The sequence below is a fragment of the Cedecea sp. VD22 genome (genome assembly GCF_037150195.1).
Classification (GTDB): Bacteria; Pseudomonadota; Gammaproteobacteria; order Enterobacterales; family Enterobacteriaceae; genus Cedecea.
On the sequence record NZ_JBBCPX010000001.1, the window covers coordinates 559,787 to 581,517 of the forward strand.

General features: G+C 58.6%; 15 protein-coding genes. 7 read left to right on the forward strand and 8 right to left on the reverse strand.

Annotation, left to right across the window (positions count from 1 at the left end; all coding sequences use genetic code 11):
• The first annotated feature begins 112 nt into the window (after positions 1 to 112).
• Positions 113 to 613 (forward strand): lytic transglycosylase domain-containing protein, encoded by a 501-nt coding sequence (locus WFK85_RS02735; protein WP_008460965.1) that lies wholly within the window; start codon positions 113 to 115, stop codon positions 611 to 613.
• Positions 614 to 653: 40 nt separating this feature from the next.
• On the opposite strand, the gene WFK85_RS02740 is transcribed toward WFK85_RS02735, so the two are convergent.
• Positions 654 to 1,079, reverse strand: coding sequence for a CesT family type III secretion system chaperone (locus WFK85_RS02740; protein WP_166995395.1), 426 nt, complete (start codon positions 1,077 to 1,079; stop codon positions 654 to 656).
• Positions 1,080 to 1,083: 4 nt separating this feature from the next.
• Positions 1,084 to 6,570 (reverse strand): AvrE-family type 3 secretion system effector, encoded by a 5,487-nt coding sequence (locus WFK85_RS02745; protein WP_336708598.1) that lies wholly within the window; start codon positions 6,568 to 6,570, stop codon positions 1,084 to 1,086.
• A gap of 288 nt (positions 6,571 to 6,858) precedes the next feature.
• On the opposite strand from WFK85_RS02745, the gene WFK85_RS02750 reads away from it, so the two are divergent.
• From WFK85_RS02750 to WFK85_RS02760, 3 genes are all read left to right on the forward strand, one after another.
• Positions 6,859 to 7,980, forward strand: coding sequence for a ribosomal protein uL16 3-hydroxylase (locus WFK85_RS02750; RefSeq protein WP_008460962.1), 1,122 nt, complete (start codon positions 6,859 to 6,861; stop codon positions 7,978 to 7,980).
• 759 nt (positions 7,981 to 8,739) lie between these two features.
• Entirely contained in the window at positions 8,740 to 9,495 is a 756-nt protein-coding gene (locus WFK85_RS02755) for a MerR family transcriptional regulator (protein WP_336708600.1), read from the forward strand.
• A gap of 122 nt (positions 9,496 to 9,617) precedes the next feature.
• On the forward strand, positions 9,618 to 9,710 hold the full coding sequence (locus WFK85_RS02760) for a hypothetical protein (protein ID WP_409335219.1): 93 nt from the start codon (positions 9,618 to 9,620) through the stop codon (positions 9,708 to 9,710).
• On the opposite strand, the gene WFK85_RS02765 is transcribed toward WFK85_RS02760, so the two are convergent.
• The 4 genes from WFK85_RS02765 to osmF all read right to left on the reverse strand — a co-directional run bounded on the left by WFK85_RS02765 (position 9,691) and on the right by osmF (position 13,534).
• Positions 9,691 to 10,422, reverse strand: a complete 732-nt coding sequence (locus tag WFK85_RS02765; protein WP_039291356.1) for an ABC transporter permease — start codon at positions 10,420 to 10,422, stop codon at positions 9,691 to 9,693. The genes WFK85_RS02760 and WFK85_RS02765 overlap by 20 nt on opposite strands.
• A complete protein-coding gene (locus WFK85_RS02770; protein ID WP_008455617.1) occupies positions 10,406 to 11,353 on the reverse strand; it encodes an ABC transporter ATP-binding protein in 948 nt (315 codons plus the stop codon). The genes WFK85_RS02765 and WFK85_RS02770 overlap by 17 nt, the downstream gene beginning before the upstream one ends.
• Positions 11,353 to 12,504 (reverse strand): ABC transporter permease, encoded by a 1,152-nt coding sequence (locus WFK85_RS02775; RefSeq protein ID WP_286180333.1) that lies wholly within the window; start codon positions 12,502 to 12,504, stop codon positions 11,353 to 11,355. The genes WFK85_RS02770 and WFK85_RS02775 overlap by 1 nt, the downstream gene beginning before the upstream one ends.
• Positions 12,505 to 12,622: 118 nt before the next feature.
• Positions 12,623 to 13,534 carry a glycine betaine ABC transporter substrate-binding protein OsmF gene (osmF, locus tag WFK85_RS02780; protein ID WP_166995391.1) on the reverse strand — a complete coding sequence of 304 codons (912 nt, stop codon included), beginning with the start codon at positions 13,532 to 13,534 and terminating at the stop codon, positions 12,623 to 12,625.
• A 260-nt stretch (positions 13,535 to 13,794) separates the two neighbouring features.
• Between osmF and WFK85_RS02785 the strand changes: the two genes are divergently transcribed.
• Positions 13,795 to 15,213, forward strand: a complete 1,419-nt coding sequence (locus WFK85_RS02785) for a glutamine synthetase family protein (RefSeq protein WP_336708603.1) — start codon at positions 13,795 to 13,797, stop codon at positions 15,211 to 15,213.
• Positions 15,214 to 15,255: 42 nt separating this feature from the next.
• On the forward strand, positions 15,256 to 16,677 hold the full coding sequence (locus WFK85_RS02790) for an alpha,alpha-trehalose-phosphate synthase (UDP-forming) (RefSeq protein ID WP_336708604.1): 1,422 nt from the start codon (positions 15,256 to 15,258) through the stop codon (positions 16,675 to 16,677).
• Between the two features lie 678 nt (positions 16,678 to 17,355).
• Here the strand turns inward: WFK85_RS02790 and norW are convergent.
• Positions 17,356 to 18,495, reverse strand: a complete 1,140-nt coding sequence (gene norW / locus WFK85_RS02795) for an NADH:flavorubredoxin reductase NorW (RefSeq protein ID WP_166990557.1) — start codon at positions 18,493 to 18,495, stop codon at positions 17,356 to 17,358.
• Positions 18,492 to 19,943: an anaerobic nitric oxide reductase flavorubredoxin gene (norV, locus tag WFK85_RS02800; RefSeq protein WP_336706737.1), complete on the reverse strand. Its 1,452-nt coding sequence runs from the start codon at positions 19,941 to 19,943 to the stop codon at positions 18,492 to 18,494. The genes norW and norV overlap by 4 nt, the downstream gene beginning before the upstream one ends.
• 222 nt (positions 19,944 to 20,165) lie before the next feature.
• Between norV and norR the strand changes: the two genes are divergently transcribed.
• Positions 20,166 to 21,707 (forward strand): nitric oxide reductase transcriptional regulator NorR, encoded by a 1,542-nt coding sequence (norR, locus tag WFK85_RS02805; protein WP_336706738.1) that lies wholly within the window; start codon positions 20,166 to 20,168, stop codon positions 21,705 to 21,707.
• The last annotated feature ends 24 nt before the right edge of the window (positions 21,708 to 21,731 follow it).

Sequence of the window (21,731 nt, forward strand, 5' to 3'; positions counted from 1 at the left end):
ATGTTCAACTGAGTGAGAAGCAGGGGTAAAGAGTTCCTTACATGGCAAAAAATGGGAACCCAAGTGCGCTTTTCGCCACACATTGCCTGTAAGAATTAGAGGAGATAACGCGATGCAGACTAAACAATGGCGCTGGGGACTTTTACTGCTTAGCCTGCCGGCCCTCGCCCAGGCCGAATGCTTTACCCGCGTGGGGCATGCCTTTGGGATTGCTCCCGCATTGCTGGAGGCCATCGCCTGGAAAGAGTCGAAATTTAGTCTCTCGTCGGTGAACGCCGCCAACTCGAACCACACCGAAGACGTGTGCATGATGCAGGTGAACAGCGTGCATTTTGGCCGGTTGAAGCAGCTGGGCGTGACGCGTGACAACCTGCTGCACGATCCCTGTACCTGCATCGCCACCGGCGCGTGGGTGTTACACGGGCTGTTCCGCCAGTATGGCCGCTCCTGGAATACCGTCGGCATGTACAATACCGGCCCGTCGGAAAAGCGCCGCCAGCTTCGAAGCCGCTATGCTGATGACGTCCAGCGTATTTACAAGATTCTGCAAAAGCAGCAGCCCGCGCGGCGTGAAGAGGATCTGTTTGCCAGCAACGAGGCTGCAGGCCAATAAAAAAACCGGGACATTTCCCGGTTTTTTATTTCTATCAATATCAGCGCGGCGTGGCGGCCTCCAGCAGCGAAGGCAGCTCGGCAATAAATGCTCTGACCTCGCCGCTCTGGCTGATAAAGGCATTTAACCAGCCCGCAAACCGCTCGGCGTCCAGGGCAAACATTTCGCACTGAGTGCAAAGCCGAATGGCATTTTCCCCATCGAGCGCCAGCCAGCAGCCACGCATCGCGTTCATTTCAAAGTTCATCGCCAGCAGGTTCGGCAGCAGCGCCGCATCCTGCCCGGTTAATTCCCCTACCCGGCAGTGCAGCACCGCCGCGCTGCTGTCCGGCGGCAGTTCAATCACCGCCGCCTCTTGCTGCTGCGCATCCGTCAGCAGGCATACACCTTCTTCCAGACGCAGCGAGATCTTGTGCTGTTTTCCCCAGGCATCAAGCCACTGTTGAAGCTGCTGTTGCATCGTCATTTCCTTATCCTCCTTTCACCATAAATCCCGCCTCGGCGGCGTCTTGCAGCGCCGATTTCACTTCTTTTTCTGCCTGAGCCACGCCACCGTCCACGGTGTAGCTGAGCGGCGCGCTGTCGTCATCGCCGTAGCTAAAGTTGATGGTGCCCAGATTTTCGTTCATCGACAGCGACACGCCGTTAGAGCCGCCGAGTAAAAATGACGGCGTCGAGAACCCATCGGATTTGCTCTGCGTTTTGGTAAACGCGATAGATTTCAGTCGCAGTTTGTCTCGATCTTTTAACAGATCGACAATCGAGTCCTGGGTGACCGTATGGTTTGCCCACTGGTCGGCCAGCTTTTCACGCGGCTTGGTTTTCAGCTCAAGGGAGACCACCGCCTGGGAACTGCTGTTATCCTGCAGCCCGCGCAGGAGCGCTTTCAGCCGGTAATCCTCGCCCATCATCTGGGTAATGCGGTCGGCGTTACTCGGCGAAAACTCACCTTCCATAAAGTGGCGCATAAAGTGGAACAAGCCGTTGTTGTCGATGCGCGAAAGGTTCTTATAGGTGGACTGGTATTCCGCCTTGTTCACCAGCTGCTGCTGGTTGAGCACCGCATTTTGCTGGCGCACGGTTTGCTGCAGCGACTGTAGCGCCGCCTGCGGGCCGTTGCCCGTCAGCTCGTGGTGCCGCGACGGCGGAATAAAGCGGGCAAAGTGGGTTTCCAGCTTGCCCAGCCGCTCTCCGGCTGACATCGGCAGGCGTGGAGCCCCTTCCGCCGGCGTGAGTTCATCCAGAAGTTGGCGGCTGGCGAGGTCGGTAAACTCGCCGCGTAGCCCGGTGATAAGCGCATCCACCTCGGCATTGGTCGGTTCCGGCTGCGTATTCTGCACGGAAAGCGAGTCGGCCTGCTGCTGCCGGGCGGTCAGCTGCTGCAGCGTGTCGAGCAGCGGACGGCGCGCCTTCGCGTTATCGGCAGGCGGATACCAGCGTGTAAAATGGGCATCCAGCTGGCTGAGCTTATCGGCCACGGAGATCGGCAGCTCCCCTTCTTTCGGCTCCTCTTTCAGTTTGGCCAGCAGCTGCGTGGAGGCGCTGTCGGTAAACTGCTTGCCCAGCGTGGTCATCAGTTTTTCCAGGTGAACGCCCTCCACCGGCTGGGCATTTTTTAAGTCTACGGTGAGGCTGTGCGTCGTCCGGTTGTTGATTGACAGCTGCACGCTGGCCCCGACGCCGACGCCCACCGAGAAGGGATCTTTGTGCTTCGGCTGAAGGGTGGTGCTGACCGGAATGGCGATGTTAGCCCCGGCGCTCATCTGGTTAAATGCCCTCAGGCGGTGGTCGCTGTGGCTGACGCCCTGCCCTTCGGCGTTGCGTGAGTCCGTTCGTTCGCGGCTGCCCGCCAGCAGGTTAGTGTTGGCATAGACGCCGCCGCCGAGGCGTGCGCTGGTCGGGAAATCTTTCTCGTGGCTGTCGGTAAACGGGAAGCCGACGCTCGCCAGCGCGGCGGCGTTGATGTCCACGCTGAAGCTCTGGGTTGCGCCACTTTTCACGCTGTGGTTGGCACCCCGGTTCAAAAACTCCAGCGGATCCAGCGTGCCGCTGCTCAGCTGTTCGATAAAACCGGGGATTTCGTGCTCCGCCAGTTCAAACGAGACGCCGTGCTGGGACTGAAGCTGCCCGCCCAGCGTGACGCCGCCGCCCAGGCGAACGCCCTGCGACAGCGGGTGCTTATGGTCACCGTCGAGGTAAACTTTGTGGGTTTTGTTGTAGTCGGTCAGCACGTTGTAGCCGACGCCCACGATGCCGGTTGCCGACACGGCACCGGTGCGCCCGAAGCTGACGTTAATTCCCGTATCGCCGCGTGAAAAGCTCATAGTGTAGCCACGATCTGCACCCACTTTGCCGCCAACGCCCGCCACAACCTGAGTGCCCGGTGCCACCGTGGCGGTGGCAGACGCCCCATAGGTGCGGCTGAACGCCAGGTTTTCGCCGCTCTCCAGCGAGAGCACGGTGGAGACCATTTTGTCCTGCATTTCGCGCTGGTTTTCCGCCTGCATCACGGTTTTGGTATTGATGTTAACGCCGTGGTTTTCTTTGCTGAACGCCTTGGTCATTGCCTTGATGGCGTCATAGTTGGCCTCCAGCGACTTGTGGTTGCCGAAGCCCTGAGTGGTGACCGTTTTAATCACGTTCCCGCCCCATTCGCTGTCCCTTAGCCGGGCCACGTTGGCGGCAATTTCCGTCATTTTGGCTGAACGCTGAGGTTCGCCCAGCAGCGAGGCCTGCTGCAGCTCATCCACCGAATCATGCAGGGATTTCAGCGCCAGCACGTCCAGCATTACCCTGGATTTCACCAGCCCGATGTCGTCATGGATATCGCGCTGGCGCCCCATCGGGACCTGTTCTTTCTGGTGGTTAAGGGTTATTTGCCGCGCTTCCAGCTCGGCAATAATCGCCCCGGCGTGGTTGCTTTTATCGGCCGGATAGCGCCGCAGCAATTCGTTCAGTTGCCCGGTCAAATTATCCTGGCGGCTGCTCGACGGGTTCAGCGCCCCGCTTTGGCTATGGTTCAGCCCAAAACGAGAAGGCGTGGCCTCCTGGCGGCGTTCGTCACGCACGCCATAGTGCTGGCCAATTTGCTCGCAGTAATGCGTGCTGCTGTCGGAAAGCTGGCGTGCAAAGCTGCTCATTTCTTCCAGCAGCGCCTTTTCCTGCGGCTGCCACTGGCGCGCCGTTTCCCCGCTCATGATTTCGAGACGATGGCTTAAGCCTGGGCGCGGAGCCGCTCTGCCCGGCTGCTGCGAGAGCGCCTTCAGCCGCTGGGTCAAATCCCCCTGCTGCTGGTAGACGTCTTTCAGCCCTTCACGCCCGGCGTAGCGGTGCTGAATAGAATAGGCGGCGGTTTTTATCGGGCGCGGCCATTCCAGCGACGGACGGAAGACAAACGTGCTGAGACGAGTGCGGAACGAGGTCCGAACCTGCTTGCCGTCCTGCCCGGTCTGGCCGAGGAAGTTTACCTCGCGTTTGAAGGTGATCCCGGTGCCCGGCAGGCGCCAGTCTTTTGACGCTTTCGTCAGGCGCTCGTAGTGCTGGCGAGCCATGTTGGGTTCCGCCACCGGCGCGGTCGCCGGGTCGCCTTTTTCCCAGTCTCCGGCTTTGAAGACAAACGTATTGCCCTGCTTGTCGAGGGCGCTGACTTGCCCCTTAGCCGAGGTTTGCAGCGCGGTGAGTTCAGGCTGGCTGCCGTCCTCGTTTGCCGGCAGAGTGGCTTTCGCTAACCCGTCAGCTTTGCCGCTGCTCCAGCCGTTTTCCGGCAGGCTGAACAGGCTCCCCTCTTTGCTTAACAGCCAAAGCTGCTTGTCTTCATCGAGGGCGAGATCGCTGACTTTTGCCGCATCCTCTTTCCCCGCGCTGCCGGGGACCAGCTTCTCAATTTGCTGCTGCAGAGCCGCCTGACTGAGCGTCTGGGTGGCACGCTGATTGCGGCGAGTGGTGGTGTCTATGTGGTGGAAGCCGATATCGCCTTTTTCGTTCACCGCCAGATAGCGGCGGCTGTCGATCGCCGTGAATGCCTGCGCTTTCTCGGCTTTGTCCAACCCGGCCGTGGCCAGATCGGCGCTTACGCTTTTGGTCACCTGCGGCAGCGCAAAAACGTTGCTGCCGTGGTCAACTTTGTTACTGCTCAGGTTGACCTTGAGGCGCTTCAGCTCGCCGTCTTTCATCAGCCACGGCTGGCCGTCCAGGCCGCACTGCAGCTTGTCCGCTTTTTCGTCGGAAGCGGCCCACAGGCCGGTGGTTTCGTTGAAGTAGTGCACTTTGCCGTCGTGCAAAGCCAGCTTGCCGAGCCGCCCGAGATCCACCACATCATGGGCGGCAGGCGTGACCTGCGGCAGCCCTTTTTGGTAGTCGAGCACCAGGCTGTCGCTGAGGTTCCAGCTGCTCTGCGGCTTGAGATCGCCGCCGTGCCAGTGGAAGGTAATGGCGTGCTTCTGGTCGTACTTATCCTTCACGATAAGGTGCAGGCGATCGGTTTCATCGGCCAGCATATCTTCGATTCGCGCGCCATCTTCAACGGTCGCGGCCACGTATTGCGTGATGTTATCCAGCAGCGGCTTGTGCCGGGCTTCCCCAAAGGTCAGCGCCGTGCTTTGTGCATCAGGTTTGTCGCCGCAGTGCAGCCGGCCATTGTTGTCCAGCGCAAACAGCAGCGGGCCGTGCAGCGCCGTTTTCTTCAGCGTCATGTTCTCGGGCAGCGTCAGCATTTTAGGCTGAGGATCGGTCGCCGCCAGGTTGGCCAGATAGGCCACCTGCGGCTTCTTCTCGTCGTCGCTCAGCAGCACCAGAGCATCGCGCTTCGGGCCTACCGCATAGTGATCGATTTTGTGCTCAAAATTGACCTTGATCGTGTCACCCACGGCGCTGCCAAGCTGTTTGTCGTCGTTCACTCGCCACAGCATGCCGTCGCTCTGGCGCGACAGGGAGGAGAGTTTATCGTCCTCGCCGGAGAGCGATTGCCAGGCGTTGGCGGCGCTGTCAAAGCTAAAGAGTTTTTTGTCGTGCAGGCGGTAGCGCGTGCCGTCGCCGTCGGTAACGCTGTCCGTCAGGCGGTCGCGGATGCCCGTTTCCGGCAGACGCACTTTCTCACCGCCAATCTCGACGGTCTGGCGGTCGTGCCAGGAAAGATGCTGCCCGGCGGGCGCCAGGCTTTGGCGGCGCATAAATCCCCGATGGGGAGGATGTACTTCCCGCCACTCCACTTTTTGCTGACTGTGGCTGAGGGCAATAAATGCGCCGGGCTGGCTGCGCAGCGTCATCAACCGCCCTTCTTTATCCAGCAAAACATGCTGATGGCCGTCGTCGCTGGCCAGGTGATTTTGATAACGCAGGCGGTCATGGCCGATGGTTTTTTCCATCAGGGCATGTAGAGGCGCAGAGGTTGCGGGCGTATCGATCTCCAGCCGCCCTTTTTTATCGAGCGATAGCCGGGTTTCCAGCAGCATGTTTTTTTCAGGCTCAATCTCCAGCGGCAGCTCGGCAAAGTGGCTGCCGGGCGTTCCGACTTCATTACTGGGGATGGCGTTCGGGTCGGACACATCCGGCTGACTATAAACGCTGGCGGAACTGGCACTGGGCTGGCTGTAAAGGCTTGGGCTAGTGGCACGAGAAGCGCTGGCCTGGCTATAGAGACTTGGGCTGCTGGCGCGAGAAGCGCTTGCCGTGGCGGGAATCGTAATTTGCGCGGCATCTTGTCCGTTGCGATGCCGTCCTAAAAAACGGCTGAACATTCCTTTTTGCGGCGTCTGCGTATTTGCCGCACTCTGCCTTAGTCCACCGGGGGGCAGCGTAGCTCCGGCCTCGGCGTGCAGTGACCCCGACGCGATTTGCGTGGGTGGCGCTTTGCTTTGTTTTATCGCTGAGGCGCGTGACCGCCCCTGCTGTAAATCGGTAATTTCACGGTCGCTAATGGCTCGCCCTGGCTTGATAAAAGCCGATATTCCTAATCCCATGCTGTTACCCCTTAACAGTCAAACACGTTCTCCGCTTAGTCAGTGGTAAGAATTCAGTTCCGGTTCCAGGCTAAATTTTCTTTAACTCTGTGTAAAACCAGAAAAAACCAGCCACAGCAAGGGCTGCAGCCCGGTTGAACGTTAAAATAAAATCAGAAAAAACCGATAGCCCCGGCGTTTTCTGGCCGGAGAAAAAGCGGGAATGTAGCGGCAGATTGACCCATGACAAGGTCGGCGGCGGACGCCGCTCTCTATAATCGGCCTCCTTCCGCACAGGGGTAAATAACCGTGGATTATCAACTTAATTTCAACTGGCCAGCGTTTATGGAAACGTACTGGCAGAAAAAGCCGGTGGTGCTCAAAAACGCACTGCCTAATTTTGTCGACCCTATAACGCCCGACGAACTTGCCGGCCTTGCAATGGAAAATGAAGTCGACAGCAGGCTGGTCAGTTTTAAAGAGGGAAAATGGCACGCCAGCAATGGCCCCTTTGAACACTTTGATAATCTCGGCGAGACCGGCTGGTCGCTGCTGGCCCAGGCCGTTAATCACTGGCACGAACCCGCCGCCGCGCTGGTGCGCCCTTTCCGCGTGTTGCCGGACTGGCGGCTGGATGATTTGATGATTTCGTTTTCCGTACCGGGCGGCGGCGTTGGCCCGCATATCGACAACTATGACGTGTTTATTATCCAGGGGATGGGCAGCCGCCGCTGGCGCGTGGGCGATAAGCTGCCGCTGAAGCAGTTTTGCCCGCACCCAGCGCTGCTGCACGTTGAGCCGTTCACGCCGATCATCGATGAAGATTTAGCCCCCGGCGATATCCTCTACATTCCGCCTGGCTTCCCGCACGACGGCTTTACCCATGAAACGGCGCTGAACTATTCGGTTGGCTTCCGCGGGCCAAACAGCCGCGACTTAATCAGCAGCTTTGCCGATTACGTGCTGGAAAATGACCTCGGCGGCGATCACTACAGCGACCCGGATCTCACCTGCCGCGTAAACCCTGGCAAAGTAGAAAACTACGAGCTGGAACGCCTGCGCGACATGATGACGGCGTTGATTAGCCAGCCGGAAGCGTTCAACCAGTGGTTCGGCAGCTTTGTGACCACGCCGCGGCACGAGCTGGATATTGCATCTGCAGAGCCGCCTTACGAGCCCGAAGAAGTGGCCGCCGCGCTGGCTGGCGGAGAAGAGCTGATTCGCCTGAGCGGGCTGCGGGTATTGCAGGTTGGCGAGGGTTTCTTCGTCAACAGTGAACCGCTGGACGTTAGCCATCAGGCCGCCGCCGTGTCAATGTGCCGCTATACCCGGCTGACCAAAACGGAGCTGGGTGCCGCCGTGGAGGATGACGAATTTATCCGCCAGCTGACGGCGCTGATTAATCAGGGGTACTGGTACTTCGAGGATTAAGCCGGTCCAGAGCTGTCTCTTAGTCATAAATAGGCGTTATGAAAGACTGGCTAATATTCCGTTCACTTTGAGTCCTGTTTTATATGCAGCCCCCGCACCGGTGAACGTCTTAGGGGAGTCACCGTCACTCCCCTAAGAACCCGGACTCCCGGCAAAATAAATCGACCGCGTGAGCGGCAGACCTCCGTTTTATCTCCCAGTCCTGGGTCGGCTGAGATGCGTTCCCGACGCCCGGACCCTGGCCAGTCGGAGAGAAAACGCAGGCGATTTAAGCCGGAACCGTGCCTCGCTTCAATCCCGCAGCCACTCTGAACGTTTGGGTAGCTGTAAGTCTCACAGCCACGCCCTTGTCCCCGGCTCTCATCGCCCCCGGCTATGACCCAACTCAGACGGGGTTGAGCTGCCGGGAGCAGCGAAAGAGAGCGATCGTCGGGAACGAATCGCGAACGACCCCGAATGTTTGGGTGATAGCCGGTGGGTTTACCGCTTCAGCGGCGATGAGCTCGCCGGGCGCCGGGGGTTGTCAGGGGGCATGGCGTAATGCCCCCTGACACGTTCACGTGCTCTGAAAGTACAAGGGAAACTGAATTATCGGTGAACGGCATAACTGTGGAGCGAAAGATATCTGTGGAAGATTTGAAAGAGAAATGTGATTAAGCAACAACGCCAATCCCCCAAGAAATCTCGCCCAATGAAGCCAAACTCACCAGAACTTACTACAGTTAGTAAGGGCCTCCCCTTAAGGTATCAGGTGACGTTATGGCGCTTTATTCCATCGGAGAAGTGGCTGCGCTTTGCAATATTAATCCGGTAACCCTCCGGGCCTGGCAGCGGCGTTACGGGTTGCTCAAACCTAAGCGAAGCGACGGCGGGCATCGCCTGTTTGACTCCGCCGACATCGAGCGGATTCGCGAGATCCAAACCTGGATCGAGCAAGGCGTGCAGGTCAGCAAAGTCAAAAGCCTACTCAGCGGTGAACACCGGGAAAAAGAACACGCCTGGGGAGAGCGGCAGGAAACGCTGCTCCGCCATCTGCAAAGCGGCAACCCCAACCTGCTCCGCGCCTGGATAGCCGACATTGGGCGTATCTATCCGGCGCACACGCTGGTGCAACATCTCTATCTTCCGCTGCGTCGCCGCCTTTACGGGCAGCAAATTGCGCTCTGCGCGCTGCTTAGCCTGCTGGACGGCGCTCTGATCAACTATATCGCGATGTGTATTGCCACCGCGCGCAAGCAAAATGGCAGAGATGCTTTAGTCGTGGGCTGGAACGTGCAGGACACAACGCGGCTGTGGATGGCGGCGTGGATTGCCAGCCAGCAAGGCTGGCGGGTCGACGTGCTGGCTAATTCTCTGAGCAGCCTGAAACCGGAGATTTTTGACCGGCAAACGCTGCTGGTCTGGTGCGGTGACTGCCCCGGAGAACGGCAAATAGACCAGATTGAATCGTGGCGCAGCGCAGGGCTGCCCGTTTTTGTGCTGGGTAACGTTGAGCGCAGACAGCCCACGGACTGACGGCAATAAAGAGGGAAAATGGCCTTTTTCCCTCTTCGTCACAATCAATGGTTCATTAACAACCCCGCTTCCCTTTATAATCGCTTCGTTAACAAACGGAGCAACGGATGAAACTGTCAAAAATGGCCCTTGTGGGCGGAATGCTGGTTATGGCGATCGGCGGCATTGGCGGCGTGATGCTGGTCGGCTACATCGTTATTTTGCATGGCGCGTGACGTAACTTTCCAGGCGCTCAAACAGGCGGTCAGTAACAATTGCCGCCAGCGCCACCAGCACCGCGCCCTGAATCACATAGGCGGTATTAAAGCCGCTTAGCCCGATAATAATCGGTGACCCGAGCGTGTTAGCGCCCACGGTAGACGCGATCGTCGCGGTGCCGATATTAATAATCACCGATGTCCTGATGCCCGCCAGAATAACCGGCGCGGCGAGCGGCAGTTCCACTTTCCGCAGCATTTGCCCGCGGCTCATACCGATGCCAAGCGCAATCTCGCGCGCGGATTCAGGCACCGCCCCAATCCCCGCCAGCGTCCCCTGTAAAATCGGCAGCAGGCCGTAAATCACCAGCGCGATGATCGCCGGTTCTTGCCCGAACCCCATCACCGGCACCGCCACGGCTAAGACGGCCACCGGCGGAAAAGTTTGCCCGGCGGCGGTAATGGTCTCCACCAGCGAACGAAACTCTTCCCCCGCCGGACGCGTGACCAAAATCCCCAGCCCCACGCCAATCACCACCGCAACCACGCTGGAAATGCCCACCAGCGTTAAGTGCGCCAGCGCCAGAGAGACAAAGCTGTCCTGCTGGTACATCGGCCTCGTCAGCTGCGGGAACAGCCAGCTAAACAGCCCGCTGGTGTAGGGCAGCAGCACCAGCAGCGCAGCAAAAAGCGCGATAAGCCACAGCAAAGGGTCACGCAGCAGGCGCATGTTCTCTCCTCCTGACCAGGTCGCTAAAGTGCAGCACGCCGCAGGGCTGATTCTGGGCATCCACCACCGGCAGTTTTTCGCACTGGCGGTCGATAAACAGCGAGAGCGCTTCGCGCAGCGTCATGTCTGCCCGGATAGGTTCCCCTTCCAGACGTTCATCGGCGCGAATGCTGTCCGCGACGTGGCGCAGTGAAAGCAGCCGGACGCCAAGCTCACTGCGGCCAAAGAAATCACGCACAAAGTCGTTGGCCGGGTTGGTCAGCAGCTCCAGCGGCGTTCCCTGCTGGATAACTTTGCCGCCGTCCATCAGCACGATGTTGTCGGCAAGCGTTAAGGCCTCGTCAATGTCGTGGGTCACCAGCACGATGGTGCGCCCCAGCAGTTGATGAATGCGGATCATCTCCTGCTGCAGCGTCGCGCGGGTGACCGGGTCCAGCGCACCAAAAGGCTCGTCCATCAGCAGCACCTCCGGGTCGGCCGCCAGCGCACGGGCCACGCCCACGCGCTGCTGCTGCCCGCCGGAAAGCTGGTGTGGATAGCGGTCGCGGAACTGCGCGGCGTCCAGGCCTAACAGCTCCAGCAGCTCGTCGATACGTTCGGCCACTCTCGCCTTCGGCCACTTCAGCAGCTCAGGCACCGTGGCGATGTTCTGCGCCACCGTCCAGTGTGGGAACAGGCCGATGGACTGAATGGCGTAGCCCATGCGGCGGCGAAGCGCCTTCGGGTCAAAGCTGCGGATTTCTTCCCCGGCAAAGCGAATGCGCCCTTCGTCGTGCTCTACCAGGCGGTTGATCATCTTCAGCGTGGTGGACTTGCCTGAGCCGGAGGTGCCGATCAGCACGGTGAATTGCCCTTCAAGGATGTTCAGCGTCAAATCACTGACCGCCGCTTCGCCGTGGAAGTATTTGCTGACGCGATCGAACTCGATCATTATTTTGCCTCCAGCAGAGAAATAAACAGCTTAAACAGCGCGTCGACGATCACCGCCAGGGCGATAACCGGCATCACGCCAAGCAGAACCAGATCCAGCGCGCTGCTCAACAGCCCCTGGAAAATAATCGAGCCAAATCCACCTGCGCCAATCAGCGCGGCGATAACCGCCATGCCGATAGTCTGCACGCAGACCACACGCAGGCTGCGGAGCAGCACCGGCAACGCCAGCGGCACTTCCGCTCGCCAGAAAATTTGTGCCCGCGACATGCCCATGCCCAGCGCGCTTTCCACGATGTTGCGCGGTACCTGCTGCAAACCCGCCACCACGCCACGCACCAGCGGCAAGAGCGCATAAAGCACCAGCGCAATCAGCGCAGGCGCGACGCCAATCCCGCTCACGCCCATTTTCCCCAGCCACGGCAGCCAGGCGGCAAGACCCGCCAGCGGCGCAATAAGCAGGCCAAACAGCGCCACGGAAGGCACCGTCTGGATCACGTTGAGCAGAGAAAACACGCCGGATTGCCAGGCCGGGCGGCGATAGCAAAGGAGCCCCAGCGGGACGCCAATCAGCAGCGCCGGAGCCAGCGTACCGGCCAGCAGGGCCAGGTGGCGGCTCAGGGCATCGTCAAACACGTCCTGGCGGTTGACGTACTCCTTCATCAGCGAAAGATCGCTGAAGTAGCCGGTTGCCAGCAGCGCGACGGGGACGACCCAGACCTGGAGATTCAGCAAGAGCCGCCACAAAGGGCTGGCCGTAAGTCTGTTAGCCGCATCGGCGCAAAGCAGCAGGCAAACCGCCAGCATCAGCCACAGCCCGCTGCCGGGGGAAGTACGCGCGAGGGAACTGCCCTCCAGGGCAAGCTGGCTCGCGGTGTGTCCCAGCAGTAACAGCAGGCCGATAAACAGCAGCTCGCCGGTGGCAATAATCACCAGCTGAGTGAGGGCGCGGGCGGGGGCCAGCGTCAGGCCAGCCAGCATCAGAAAAGGAATCGCCAGCCAGTAATACAGCGTGCCGGGCAACTGGGTGACGCCCAGCGGCTCGCCGGAAACCAGGCGGTTAGGCGCGTTGTTGATGATCGGGAGTAACATCAAGGCGGCCGCCAGCAGTAACACCAGCAGCAGCAGTACCCTGTTATGAATTTTTAGCAAACGTCATTCCAGCTAATTGATGACAAACAGCCGACAACCGGCGTTGTCGACTGTTTGAGGCAGACCAAATAACGACGTGCATTTCGGGCTTTGAAGCACAATGCACGCCGCCAGCAGGCTATTTAACAAAGCCTTTTTGCTTTAAATAATCAGCGGCCACTTTTTTGGCATCCTGACCTTCCACGGCAATCTTAGCATTCAGCTGCTGCAGCGTTTTCTGGTCGAGGGAAATAAAGACCGGTTTCAGCCAGTCGCCAATTTGCGGGTACTCTTTCAGCACGGCCTCACGCACTACGGCGGTTGGCGCAGAAACGGCCTGCACGCCTTTCGGGTCGGTGAGCGTTTCCAGGCCCAGGGCCGCAACCGGGCCATCGGTGCCGTAGGCCATCGCGGCATTAACGCCGGAGGTTTGCTGTGCCGCTGCTTTAATGGTTACTGCGGTGTCGCCCCCGGCCAGGGAAAGCAGCTGGCTTTGTTCCAGCTTAAAGCCGTAGGCTTTTTCGAAGGCCGGCAGCGCGTCGGAGCGCTCGATAAACTCGGCGGAAGCCGCCAGCTTAAAGGTGCCGCCCTTTTTCAGGTATTCGCTAAGATCCGCCAGGGAAACCAGGTGGTTTTTCTCCGCCAGGTCCTTACGTACCGCGATGGTGTAAGTGTTGTTGGCCGGGGCCGGCGTCAGCCAGACCAGGTGATTTTTGTCGTAATCCAGTTGCTTAACTTTCTCATAGCCCTTCTGGGCATCTTTCCAGGCCGGATCGTTTTCAGTTTTAAAGAAGAACGCGCCGTTGCCTGTGTATTCCGGGTAAATATCCAGCTCGCCGGAGGTAATCGCCCCGCGCACAACCGGGGTGGTGCCGAGCTGGACTTTATTCACGGTTTTTACATCGTGGCTTTCCAGCACCTGCAAAATAATATTGCCGAGCAAAGAGCCTTCGGTGTCAATTTTAGAGCCGACTTTCACCGGTTCCGCCGCCTGCGCGCCTGTTGCCAACATCACTAACCCTGCCAAACCCCAACGTGTTGATATGTTCATAGTTATTCCTCGTTGTTCTTTACTTAAAAATCATGCAGTAAACAAAGAATAGCCGAGTTTGAATCGGCTGGGGAAAGCACTAAGCGGTATATGATATGCGAACTCGTTTGGACAGGCGGACAGCCGCAGGTGCCGGGCTACATCCCCACACTTATTGCCATTTATACTTTTTTTACCCACCGCCTGGGCTTTTTTACCTTCTTTTTATACGCCAGTGAATATGCTCTTTTCGTCGCCGAGAGGCTTAGAAAAAGACCGCCATGAACTCACTCATTCACCACTCACTCGTTAAAAACATTTTTACGCTTTTCGCTTTGCCGCAGGCTTCATCCAATGAAGAATCCGTCGGCCAGTCAGTGCGGCAAAAGCCAGCGGCGGAGCGAGCTAAAGAGTTTGCCGAAGAGGTACAGCGCTACCTGCAACGTCACCCCGACACAAAGCACGTTGATATTTACCTCAATGACGTCAACGGGGCTTTTCGCGGCAAGCGCATCGCGGTAGACAGCCTGCTGTCGCTCTCTGCCGGCTGCTATTTCCCGCAGTCCGTTTACGCGATGGATCACGAGGGTAAACCTTTTAGCCAGGCATCAGCCAGCGTGGAATACGACGAGCCCGACGGGCTTTGCCTGCCAGTGGCGGGGACGCTGCGGCCCTGCGCCCACGACCCGAAGCACAACGCGCAGCTGCTGTTAACCATGAAGCAGAGCGACGGCAGCGGCTACGCGCTAGAACCCAGAGTGGTGCTGGAAAATGTCCTGCAGAAGTTTCATTACCACGGCCTGTACCCGGTCGCCGCGCCGGAAATAGAGTTTTACCTGGTCAGCAAAGCCCAGCAGGACGTGCCGGCCCAGGGCTGCTTTTATATGCCCGTCCCTTCCGATTACACCGCTTTTATTGAAGCGCTGGAGCAGGCCGCCGCCGATCAAAAGCTGCCGCTGAGCGGTATCGTCTGCGAAGCGGAAGCCGGGCAGTTTGAGCTGAACCTGAAGCATGGCAAAGACATCGTCGGCGTGTGCGAAAGCGTGCTGGCGCTACGCCGCCTGACCAGCATCGTGGCCGATAAGTTTGGCTATCAGGCCAACTTTATGGCGAAGCCGTTTTCGCACCTGGCCGGAAACGGCCTGCATTTTCATATCAGCCTGAACGACCGCAAAGGCGACAACGTTTTTGCCTCCCCGGCGGAAAACCTGAACGAAATGACCCAGCTCTGCCTGGCGGGGATGCTGCAAACAATGCCCGCCGCCGTGGCCATTATTGCCCCACACGTCAACTCTTTCAGGCGGCTGCGCAAAAACCTTACCGAGCCGCTGTTCAGTTCCTGGGGCTACAACAAACGCAGCGCCGCCCTGCGCATTCCCTGCTCTGACGACGGCAACCGCCGCATTGAGTACCGCCTCGCCGGGGCCGACGTGAACCCGTATCTGGCGATGGCCGCCATTCTGACCGGCATGCTTTACGGCCTGGAAAATATCGACAGCGATACCCTGAAAAATTCAGCCCTGTTTGCCCCTGAGCTGCCGCTGTTCCAGCACGTCGCAATCGATGAGTTTCAGCAAAGTCATTACATGGCCGAAAGCCTGGGGGAAGCGTTCTCCCGCCAGTGGGTGACCCACAAGCTGGCGGAACTGGCGTGGTTTGAAACTATCGTGACCCAGGAAGAAGCGGTGCTGTCCCGCTAACACCCGTGTGCTCTTAACCTGAATGCTAACCTGAGGTGATGTATGTCTCGTCTTATCATGCTGTCTAATCGCTGCGAACCAGAACGCGGGCAGCGCGGCGATCCTCTGCTTCCGGTACTTCATGCCGTTCTGAAGAAACATTCGGGCCTGTGGTTTGGCTGGAACGGTGAAATAGCCGCAGGGAACAAGCAGAGAAAAGAGCGTTTTTTCAGTCAGTCGGGCTACCAGCAATACAGCTGGGTGCTGACCCCCAACGAGTATGACAACTTTTACCAGGGCTATATTCATCAGGTGCTGTGGCCGGTTTTCCACAATCGCCCGGATTTGATCCACTATAAAAAAGAGTATTTCACCACCTGGAAAAACTATAACCATGACGTGAAAGCGCGGGTGGCCGCCAAAATCGAGCCTGACGATCTCGTCTGGGTGCAGGACTACCATCTGTTGTTCACCGGCAAGATGCTCAAAGAGGATGGCTACACCAACCGCTGCGGCTTTTTCCTGCATCAGCCCTTCCCGCCAGGCGATGTGCTGCGTTCGGTACCTGAACACGACAGCCTGATGCAGGCGCTGTTCAGCTACGATCTGCTCGGCTTTCAGTCGAGCGGAGATGTGAATAATTTCCTCGCCTATGCGCTGCGGTTTTACCGCGTGGAGCGGCTGGCGGATAATCTTATTCAGCTCAACGGGCACATTATCCGGCTGGGGATTTTCCCCTGCGGCGTGGATAAAACCCTGCCGCCGCTTTCGCACACCAACGCCGAAGCGGTGCGGAACTACCCTCGCCAGATTGTGATCAGCAACGACACGATCAGCGATATCAGCGGCGTGCACTGCCACCTGAATGCGATGGAAACGTTTCTAAGTTCGCACCCGGAGTACCTGCGTGACGTCAGCCTGTTGCAAATCTCTGACGCTTCAAGGGGCTATTCGTGGTCGGCGCGGGATCTCTGCGACCAGTTGGAACACCAGTGCGCAGAAATTAACGCTCGCTTTGGGGATGCGACCTGGTACCCCATCAACTATATTCGCAACCATCTTTGCCACTCCGATTTGATTCACGCGTTTTACCGTAACGCCCACGTGGCGATGTTCACCCCACTTTCTGAGGGGATGAGCCTGGAGGCGAAAGCTTTTGTTCTCGCGCAGGATGCCGAAGACCCCGGCGTACTGATGCTGTCGGCCCTGACCGGCACGGCGGAACAGCTGACGGATGCGGTGTTGATCAACCCCTACGATGCCAACGAAGCAAGCCATGCGCTTTATTCCGCGCTGACGATGCCGCTGCACGAGCGGAAACGCCGCCACCAGCAGCTGCTGGCCAAAGTGGAAAGGTACGACAGCCAGTGGTGGGCCAGAGCTTTTATTGATTCGCTCAGCGCTGCGCCTGCCCCAGCGCCTGCCACAGTGATTCCTTTACGCACTTCCCACCACGGGATTTTTACGCCGCAGAATTTGTATTGATGGTCAGGGTTGGGCGCTTTGCACCACTTATATATTGTCTATTTCGGGAGAACTATTTAGCTCAGGCATAATTCCGTTCACCCGTAGATCTGTTTCCCCTTTACGTCCAGAGCACAGTGAACGTGTCAGGGGGCATTACGCCATGCCCCCTGACAACCCCTGGCGCCCGGCGAGCTCATCGCCGCTGAAGCGGTAAACCCACCGGCTATCACCCAAACATTCGGGGTCGTTCGCGATTCGTTCCCGACGATCGCTCTCTTTCGCTGCTCCCGGCAGCTCAACCCCGCCTGAGTTGGGTCATACCCGGGGGCGCTGAGAGCCGGGGACAAGGGCGTGGCTGTGAGACTTGCAGCGACAGTGACGTTCTGCGTGGCTGCGGGTTTAAAGCGAGGCACGGTTCCGGCTTAAATCGCCTGCGTTTTCTCTCCGACTGGCCAGGGTCCGGACGTCGGGAACGGCCGGAGGCTGAGAGCGTCGGGAACGCATCTCAGCCGACCCAGGACTGGGAGATAAAACGGAGGTCTGCCGCTTCAGCGGTCGATTTATTTCGCCGGGAGTCCGGGTTCTCAGGGGAGTGACGGTGACTCCCCTGAGACGTTCACCGACGCGGTGGCAAAATATAAAACTTTACTTAAGGTGAACGGGACTTTAGCCATGTTTGCATAGAAACGGCCAGGCTTAAGGCGCTGAAGTTAACTCCCGCACCAAACTAAACGCCTGCTTCATATGCTCCTCGCTGACGATAAACGCCCTTAGCTGCTGTGCAGCGTCCATCCCTTTGGCAATCAGCCCTTGCGGGCTGGCGCTAATCTGCCAGACCAGGTCGCGGCGCTGGGTTTCTCCGGCCAGGTGCAGCGGCATCTCCGGCGTTTTCACCTTGACCAGCATCGCCGGAAGGGAAAGCGCGTCGCTTGCCCCGAGCAGGTTTTTCGCCAGCGTCATGGCACTGAGCTGAATCGGCTGCAGGAACGGCAGCACTTTGCCATCGATTTCTGCGCAGTCGCCGAGGGCGTAAATATCCGGATCGGATGTTTGCAGCTGGCTGTTCACCTTGACGCCCCGGTTCACCTCAAGCCCTGCATGCTGGGCCAGCCCAACGTTCGGGCGCAGGCCGATGGCGGACACTACCGCATCAACTTGCAGCTCACGTCCGTTGTTAAGCGTGGCGCACAGCCCTGACTCCGCCTGGCTCACCGCTTCCAGACGCTGGTTGAACAGCAGCTCGACGCCCATCTGGTTCAGGCGGGATTGCAGTCGGCCGCTAACCTCTGCCGGAAGCAGCGACGCCATCAGGTGGCTGGCGTTATCCACCAGCACAACCTCTTTGCCCGCACGGCAGAAGTCCATCGCCAGCTCGCTGCCGATCAGCCCGCCGCCGAGGATCATCACCCGCCGGGCGTCGCGCAGCCGGGCTTCACAGGCCTGATACTCCTGCTGGCTGTTGAGCGTCGTCATCAGCTCTTTGCCGGCAACGGGCGGCAGCAGGGCGGAAGAGCCGGTCGCCAGCACCAGCTTGTCGTAGCGCCACTGCTGCTCGCCGCAGTTGACCCGTTTATTTTTTGGGTCAAGGCTGCTGACCCAGCTATTGGCGTGCAGCGTCAGGTTGAACTGCTCCGCAAACGCGCCAGCCTGCTGGCGGGTCATCGCTTCGGCCCGCTGGTTTAAGCTGATGACGTGGCTCAGGTCCGGTTTGTTGTACTCGTCGGCGCTGTCGGCGGCAATCAGCCGGATTGGCACCTCTGCGCTGTGTTTGCGGATATTTTTCACCAACTGGCGGGCGGCAAAGCCTGAGCCGACTATCACAATGCCGTTGTTCATTTGGCCTCCGTTGCCAGTTCGTCGAAGACGTCTTTGCCCAGCGAACATTCAGGGCACAAGAAACTGTCAGGCACTTCGCTCCATGGCGTGCCTGGCTCAACGGCCTGCATCGGTTCGCCCTGCGCTGGATCGTAAATCCACTGGCAAACGCTGCACTGCATGCAGGGGCCGAGGTCGGCGCCGGTGGATTCTGCTTTTGCTTCTTCGGCTAGCGGAGCGACGGTGACTGAAGCCTGAGCCACCGGTAGCGGGGAGAGCGCCCACTTGCGGGCGATTTCGCGACCGTGTTCGCGGCAAAGTTCCAGGGCGTTGCCGTCCGGACGCCATTTCGCCTTCAGGCTGAGGGACATTTCAAACCCGGCGTCCTGCAGGCGGGTGGAAAGGCGATCGACCGCGCCGCCGCTCCAGCCGTGGGAGCCGAAGGCGCTGGCGCGTTTGTTGCGGAAGCGCAGCCCGGTTATCTCTTCCACCAGCCCGGCGATTTTCGGCATCATCACGTTGTTCATAGTGGAGGTGCCGACCAGCACGCCTTTGGAGCGGAACACGTTGGTCAGAATTTCGTTTTTATCGCTGCGCGCCACGTTGAAGATTTTCACCGCCACGCGCGGGTCAACTTCGTGAATGCCCTGGGCAATGGCGTCCGCCATCATGCGGGTGTTGTTCGACATGGTGTCGTAGAACAGCGTGATGCGGTCTTCCTGGTAATCGGCGGCCCATTTCAGGTACAGCTCAACGATTTGCGTCGGGTTGTCGCGCCAGACCACGCCGTGGGAAGTGGCAATCATCTCCACCGGCAGGTTGAAGCCGAGGATTTCGGTAATTTTTGGCGTTACCAGGCGGCTGAATGGCGTCAGGATGTTGGCGTAGTAGCGCTGGCACTGTTCGAACAGCTCGGTCTGATCCACTTCGTCGTTAAACAGATGCTCGTCGCAGTAATGCTGGCCGAAGGCGTCGTTGCTGAACAGCACCGCGTCGCCGGTCAGATAGGTCATCATGCTGTCCGGCCAGTGCAGCATTGGCGTTTCAACGAAGATCAGCTGTTTGCCATTGCCGATGTCCAGGCTGTCGCCGGTTTTCACCACCTTAAAGTTCCACTCCGGGTGATGGTGGTGACCATTAATGGAGTCGATGCCGTTGGCGGTGCAGTAGATTGGCGTGTGCGGGATGCGTGACATCAGCTCGGTCAGCGCCCCCGCGTGGTCTTCTTCCGCGTGGTTGATAATGATGTAGTCGAGCGTGTTAAGGTCGATTTCACGCTCAAGGTTTTGCACAAACTCGCGGCTGAACTTGTGGTCCACAGTGTCGATCAGGACAGTTTTCTCTTCGCGAATGAGGTAGCTGTTGTAGCTGCTGCCGCGCAGCGTTTTATATTCCGTGCCGTGAAAATCACGCACTTCCCAGTCACGTTGCCCAACCCACTGAATGTTGTTTTTAACCTGAATAGCCATTGAGAACCTCATTGATGTCATAGCGTTAAGTACTTCAATGACGGTGTTATTGCGAGTATCGTGCCAGTTTTATAATTTATTGATTTTTAATTATTTGTTGTTTTTTTGTGTTCTTTTTTATTGTCATAATGACATTCTTGTTTTTGGTCATAATGACTCTGGTGTTTGTCATTTTGACTACTCAGGCGTAAGCTGAACGCCTCGCGTTCCAGGAGCCTCCCTATGAGCCTGTCGATGTCTTCTCTCGCCGCCATTGCAATCGAACTGCAGAGCGGCATCAGCCATTCCGATCGCTTTACCCGCGTTATCCGAACCCTGAGAAAGCTGCTCGGCGGTGATGCCACGGCGCTGCTGCGCTACGAGTCGCGGCATTTTTACCCGCTGGCGATAGACGGCCTTGCCCTCGATGTGCTGGGGCGGCGCTTTGCCGTGGACGCTCATCCGCGACTGGAGGCCATTGCCCGCGCGGGTGACGTGGTGCGTTTCCCGGCCGACAGCGAGCTGCCCGACCCGTATGACGGCCTGATTCCAGACCATGAAGAACTCAAAGTTCACGCCTGCCTGGGGCTGCCGCTGTTTGCCGACCAGACGCTCATCGGGGCGCTGACCGTGGACGGCATGGATCCTTATCAGTTCGACAGCTTCAGCGATGAGGAGCTCAGGCTGATTGGCGTACTGGCGTCCGGGGCGCTGAACAATGCTTTGCTGCTGGAACAGCTTGAAAAACAAACGCCGGAAGGCACGGTGCAGCCCGCTATTGCGCGGGAGGCCGCCGGGGAGATGATTGGCCGCTCGCCGGGCATCATCCAGCTGAAAAAAGAGATTGATATCGTTGCCAGTTCCGATCTGAACGTGCTGATCACCGGCGAGACTGGCGTGGGGAAAGAGCTGGTGGCGCGGGCGATTCACGCCGGATCGGCCAGGGTGGCAAATCCGCTGGTTTACCTTAACTGCGCCGCGCTACCGGAAAGCGTGGCGGAAAGTGAGCTGTTCGGCCATGTGAAGGGCGCTTTTACCGGGGCGATTCATCACCGTACCGGCAAGTTTGAAATGGCGGATAACGGCACACTGTTTCTCGATGAAATCGGTGAGTTACCGCTGGCGCTGCAGGCCAAGCTGCTGCGCGTGTTGCAGTACGGTGATATTCAGCGGGTAGGGGACGATCGCAGCCAGCGCGTGGATGTTCGGGTATTGGCCGCGACTAACCGCGATCTGCGCCAGCAGGTACTGGCCGGCGAGTTTCGCGCCGACCTGTTTCACCGCCTGAGCGTTTTTCCGCTGCACATTCCACCGTTACGCGAGCGGGGAGAGGACATTGCGCTGCTGGCCGGTTTTTTCTGCGAGCAAAGCCGTGTGAAGATGGGGCTGAAACAGGTTGGGCTGAGTGAATCGGCTCGGATGCTTCTGGCGCAGTATGGCTGGCCGGGAAATATCCGCGAGCTGGAACACGCCATTTATCGCGCGATTGTGCTGGCCCGCGCCGGTTACCCACAGGGCGAGCTTGTGCTTCAGCCTCAACATTTCCAGCTTGCTGGCCAGTTGGATGTGGTAGCCCACGAGCCAGAAACGCCACCTGTAGAAACCCCTTTTGCCAGCCTGCGAGAAGCGACCGATGCGTTTCAGCGCGGCCAGGTTAGGGAAGCGCTTGCCCGTAACGGCAATAACTGGGCGGCCAGCGCCCGGCAGCTCGGCGTCGATGTGGCCAACCTCCACCGGCTGGCGAAGCGGCTGGGAGTGAAATCACCCCAAGGGAGTACCTCTTAACTTCAACCGCAGATAAATTCATCA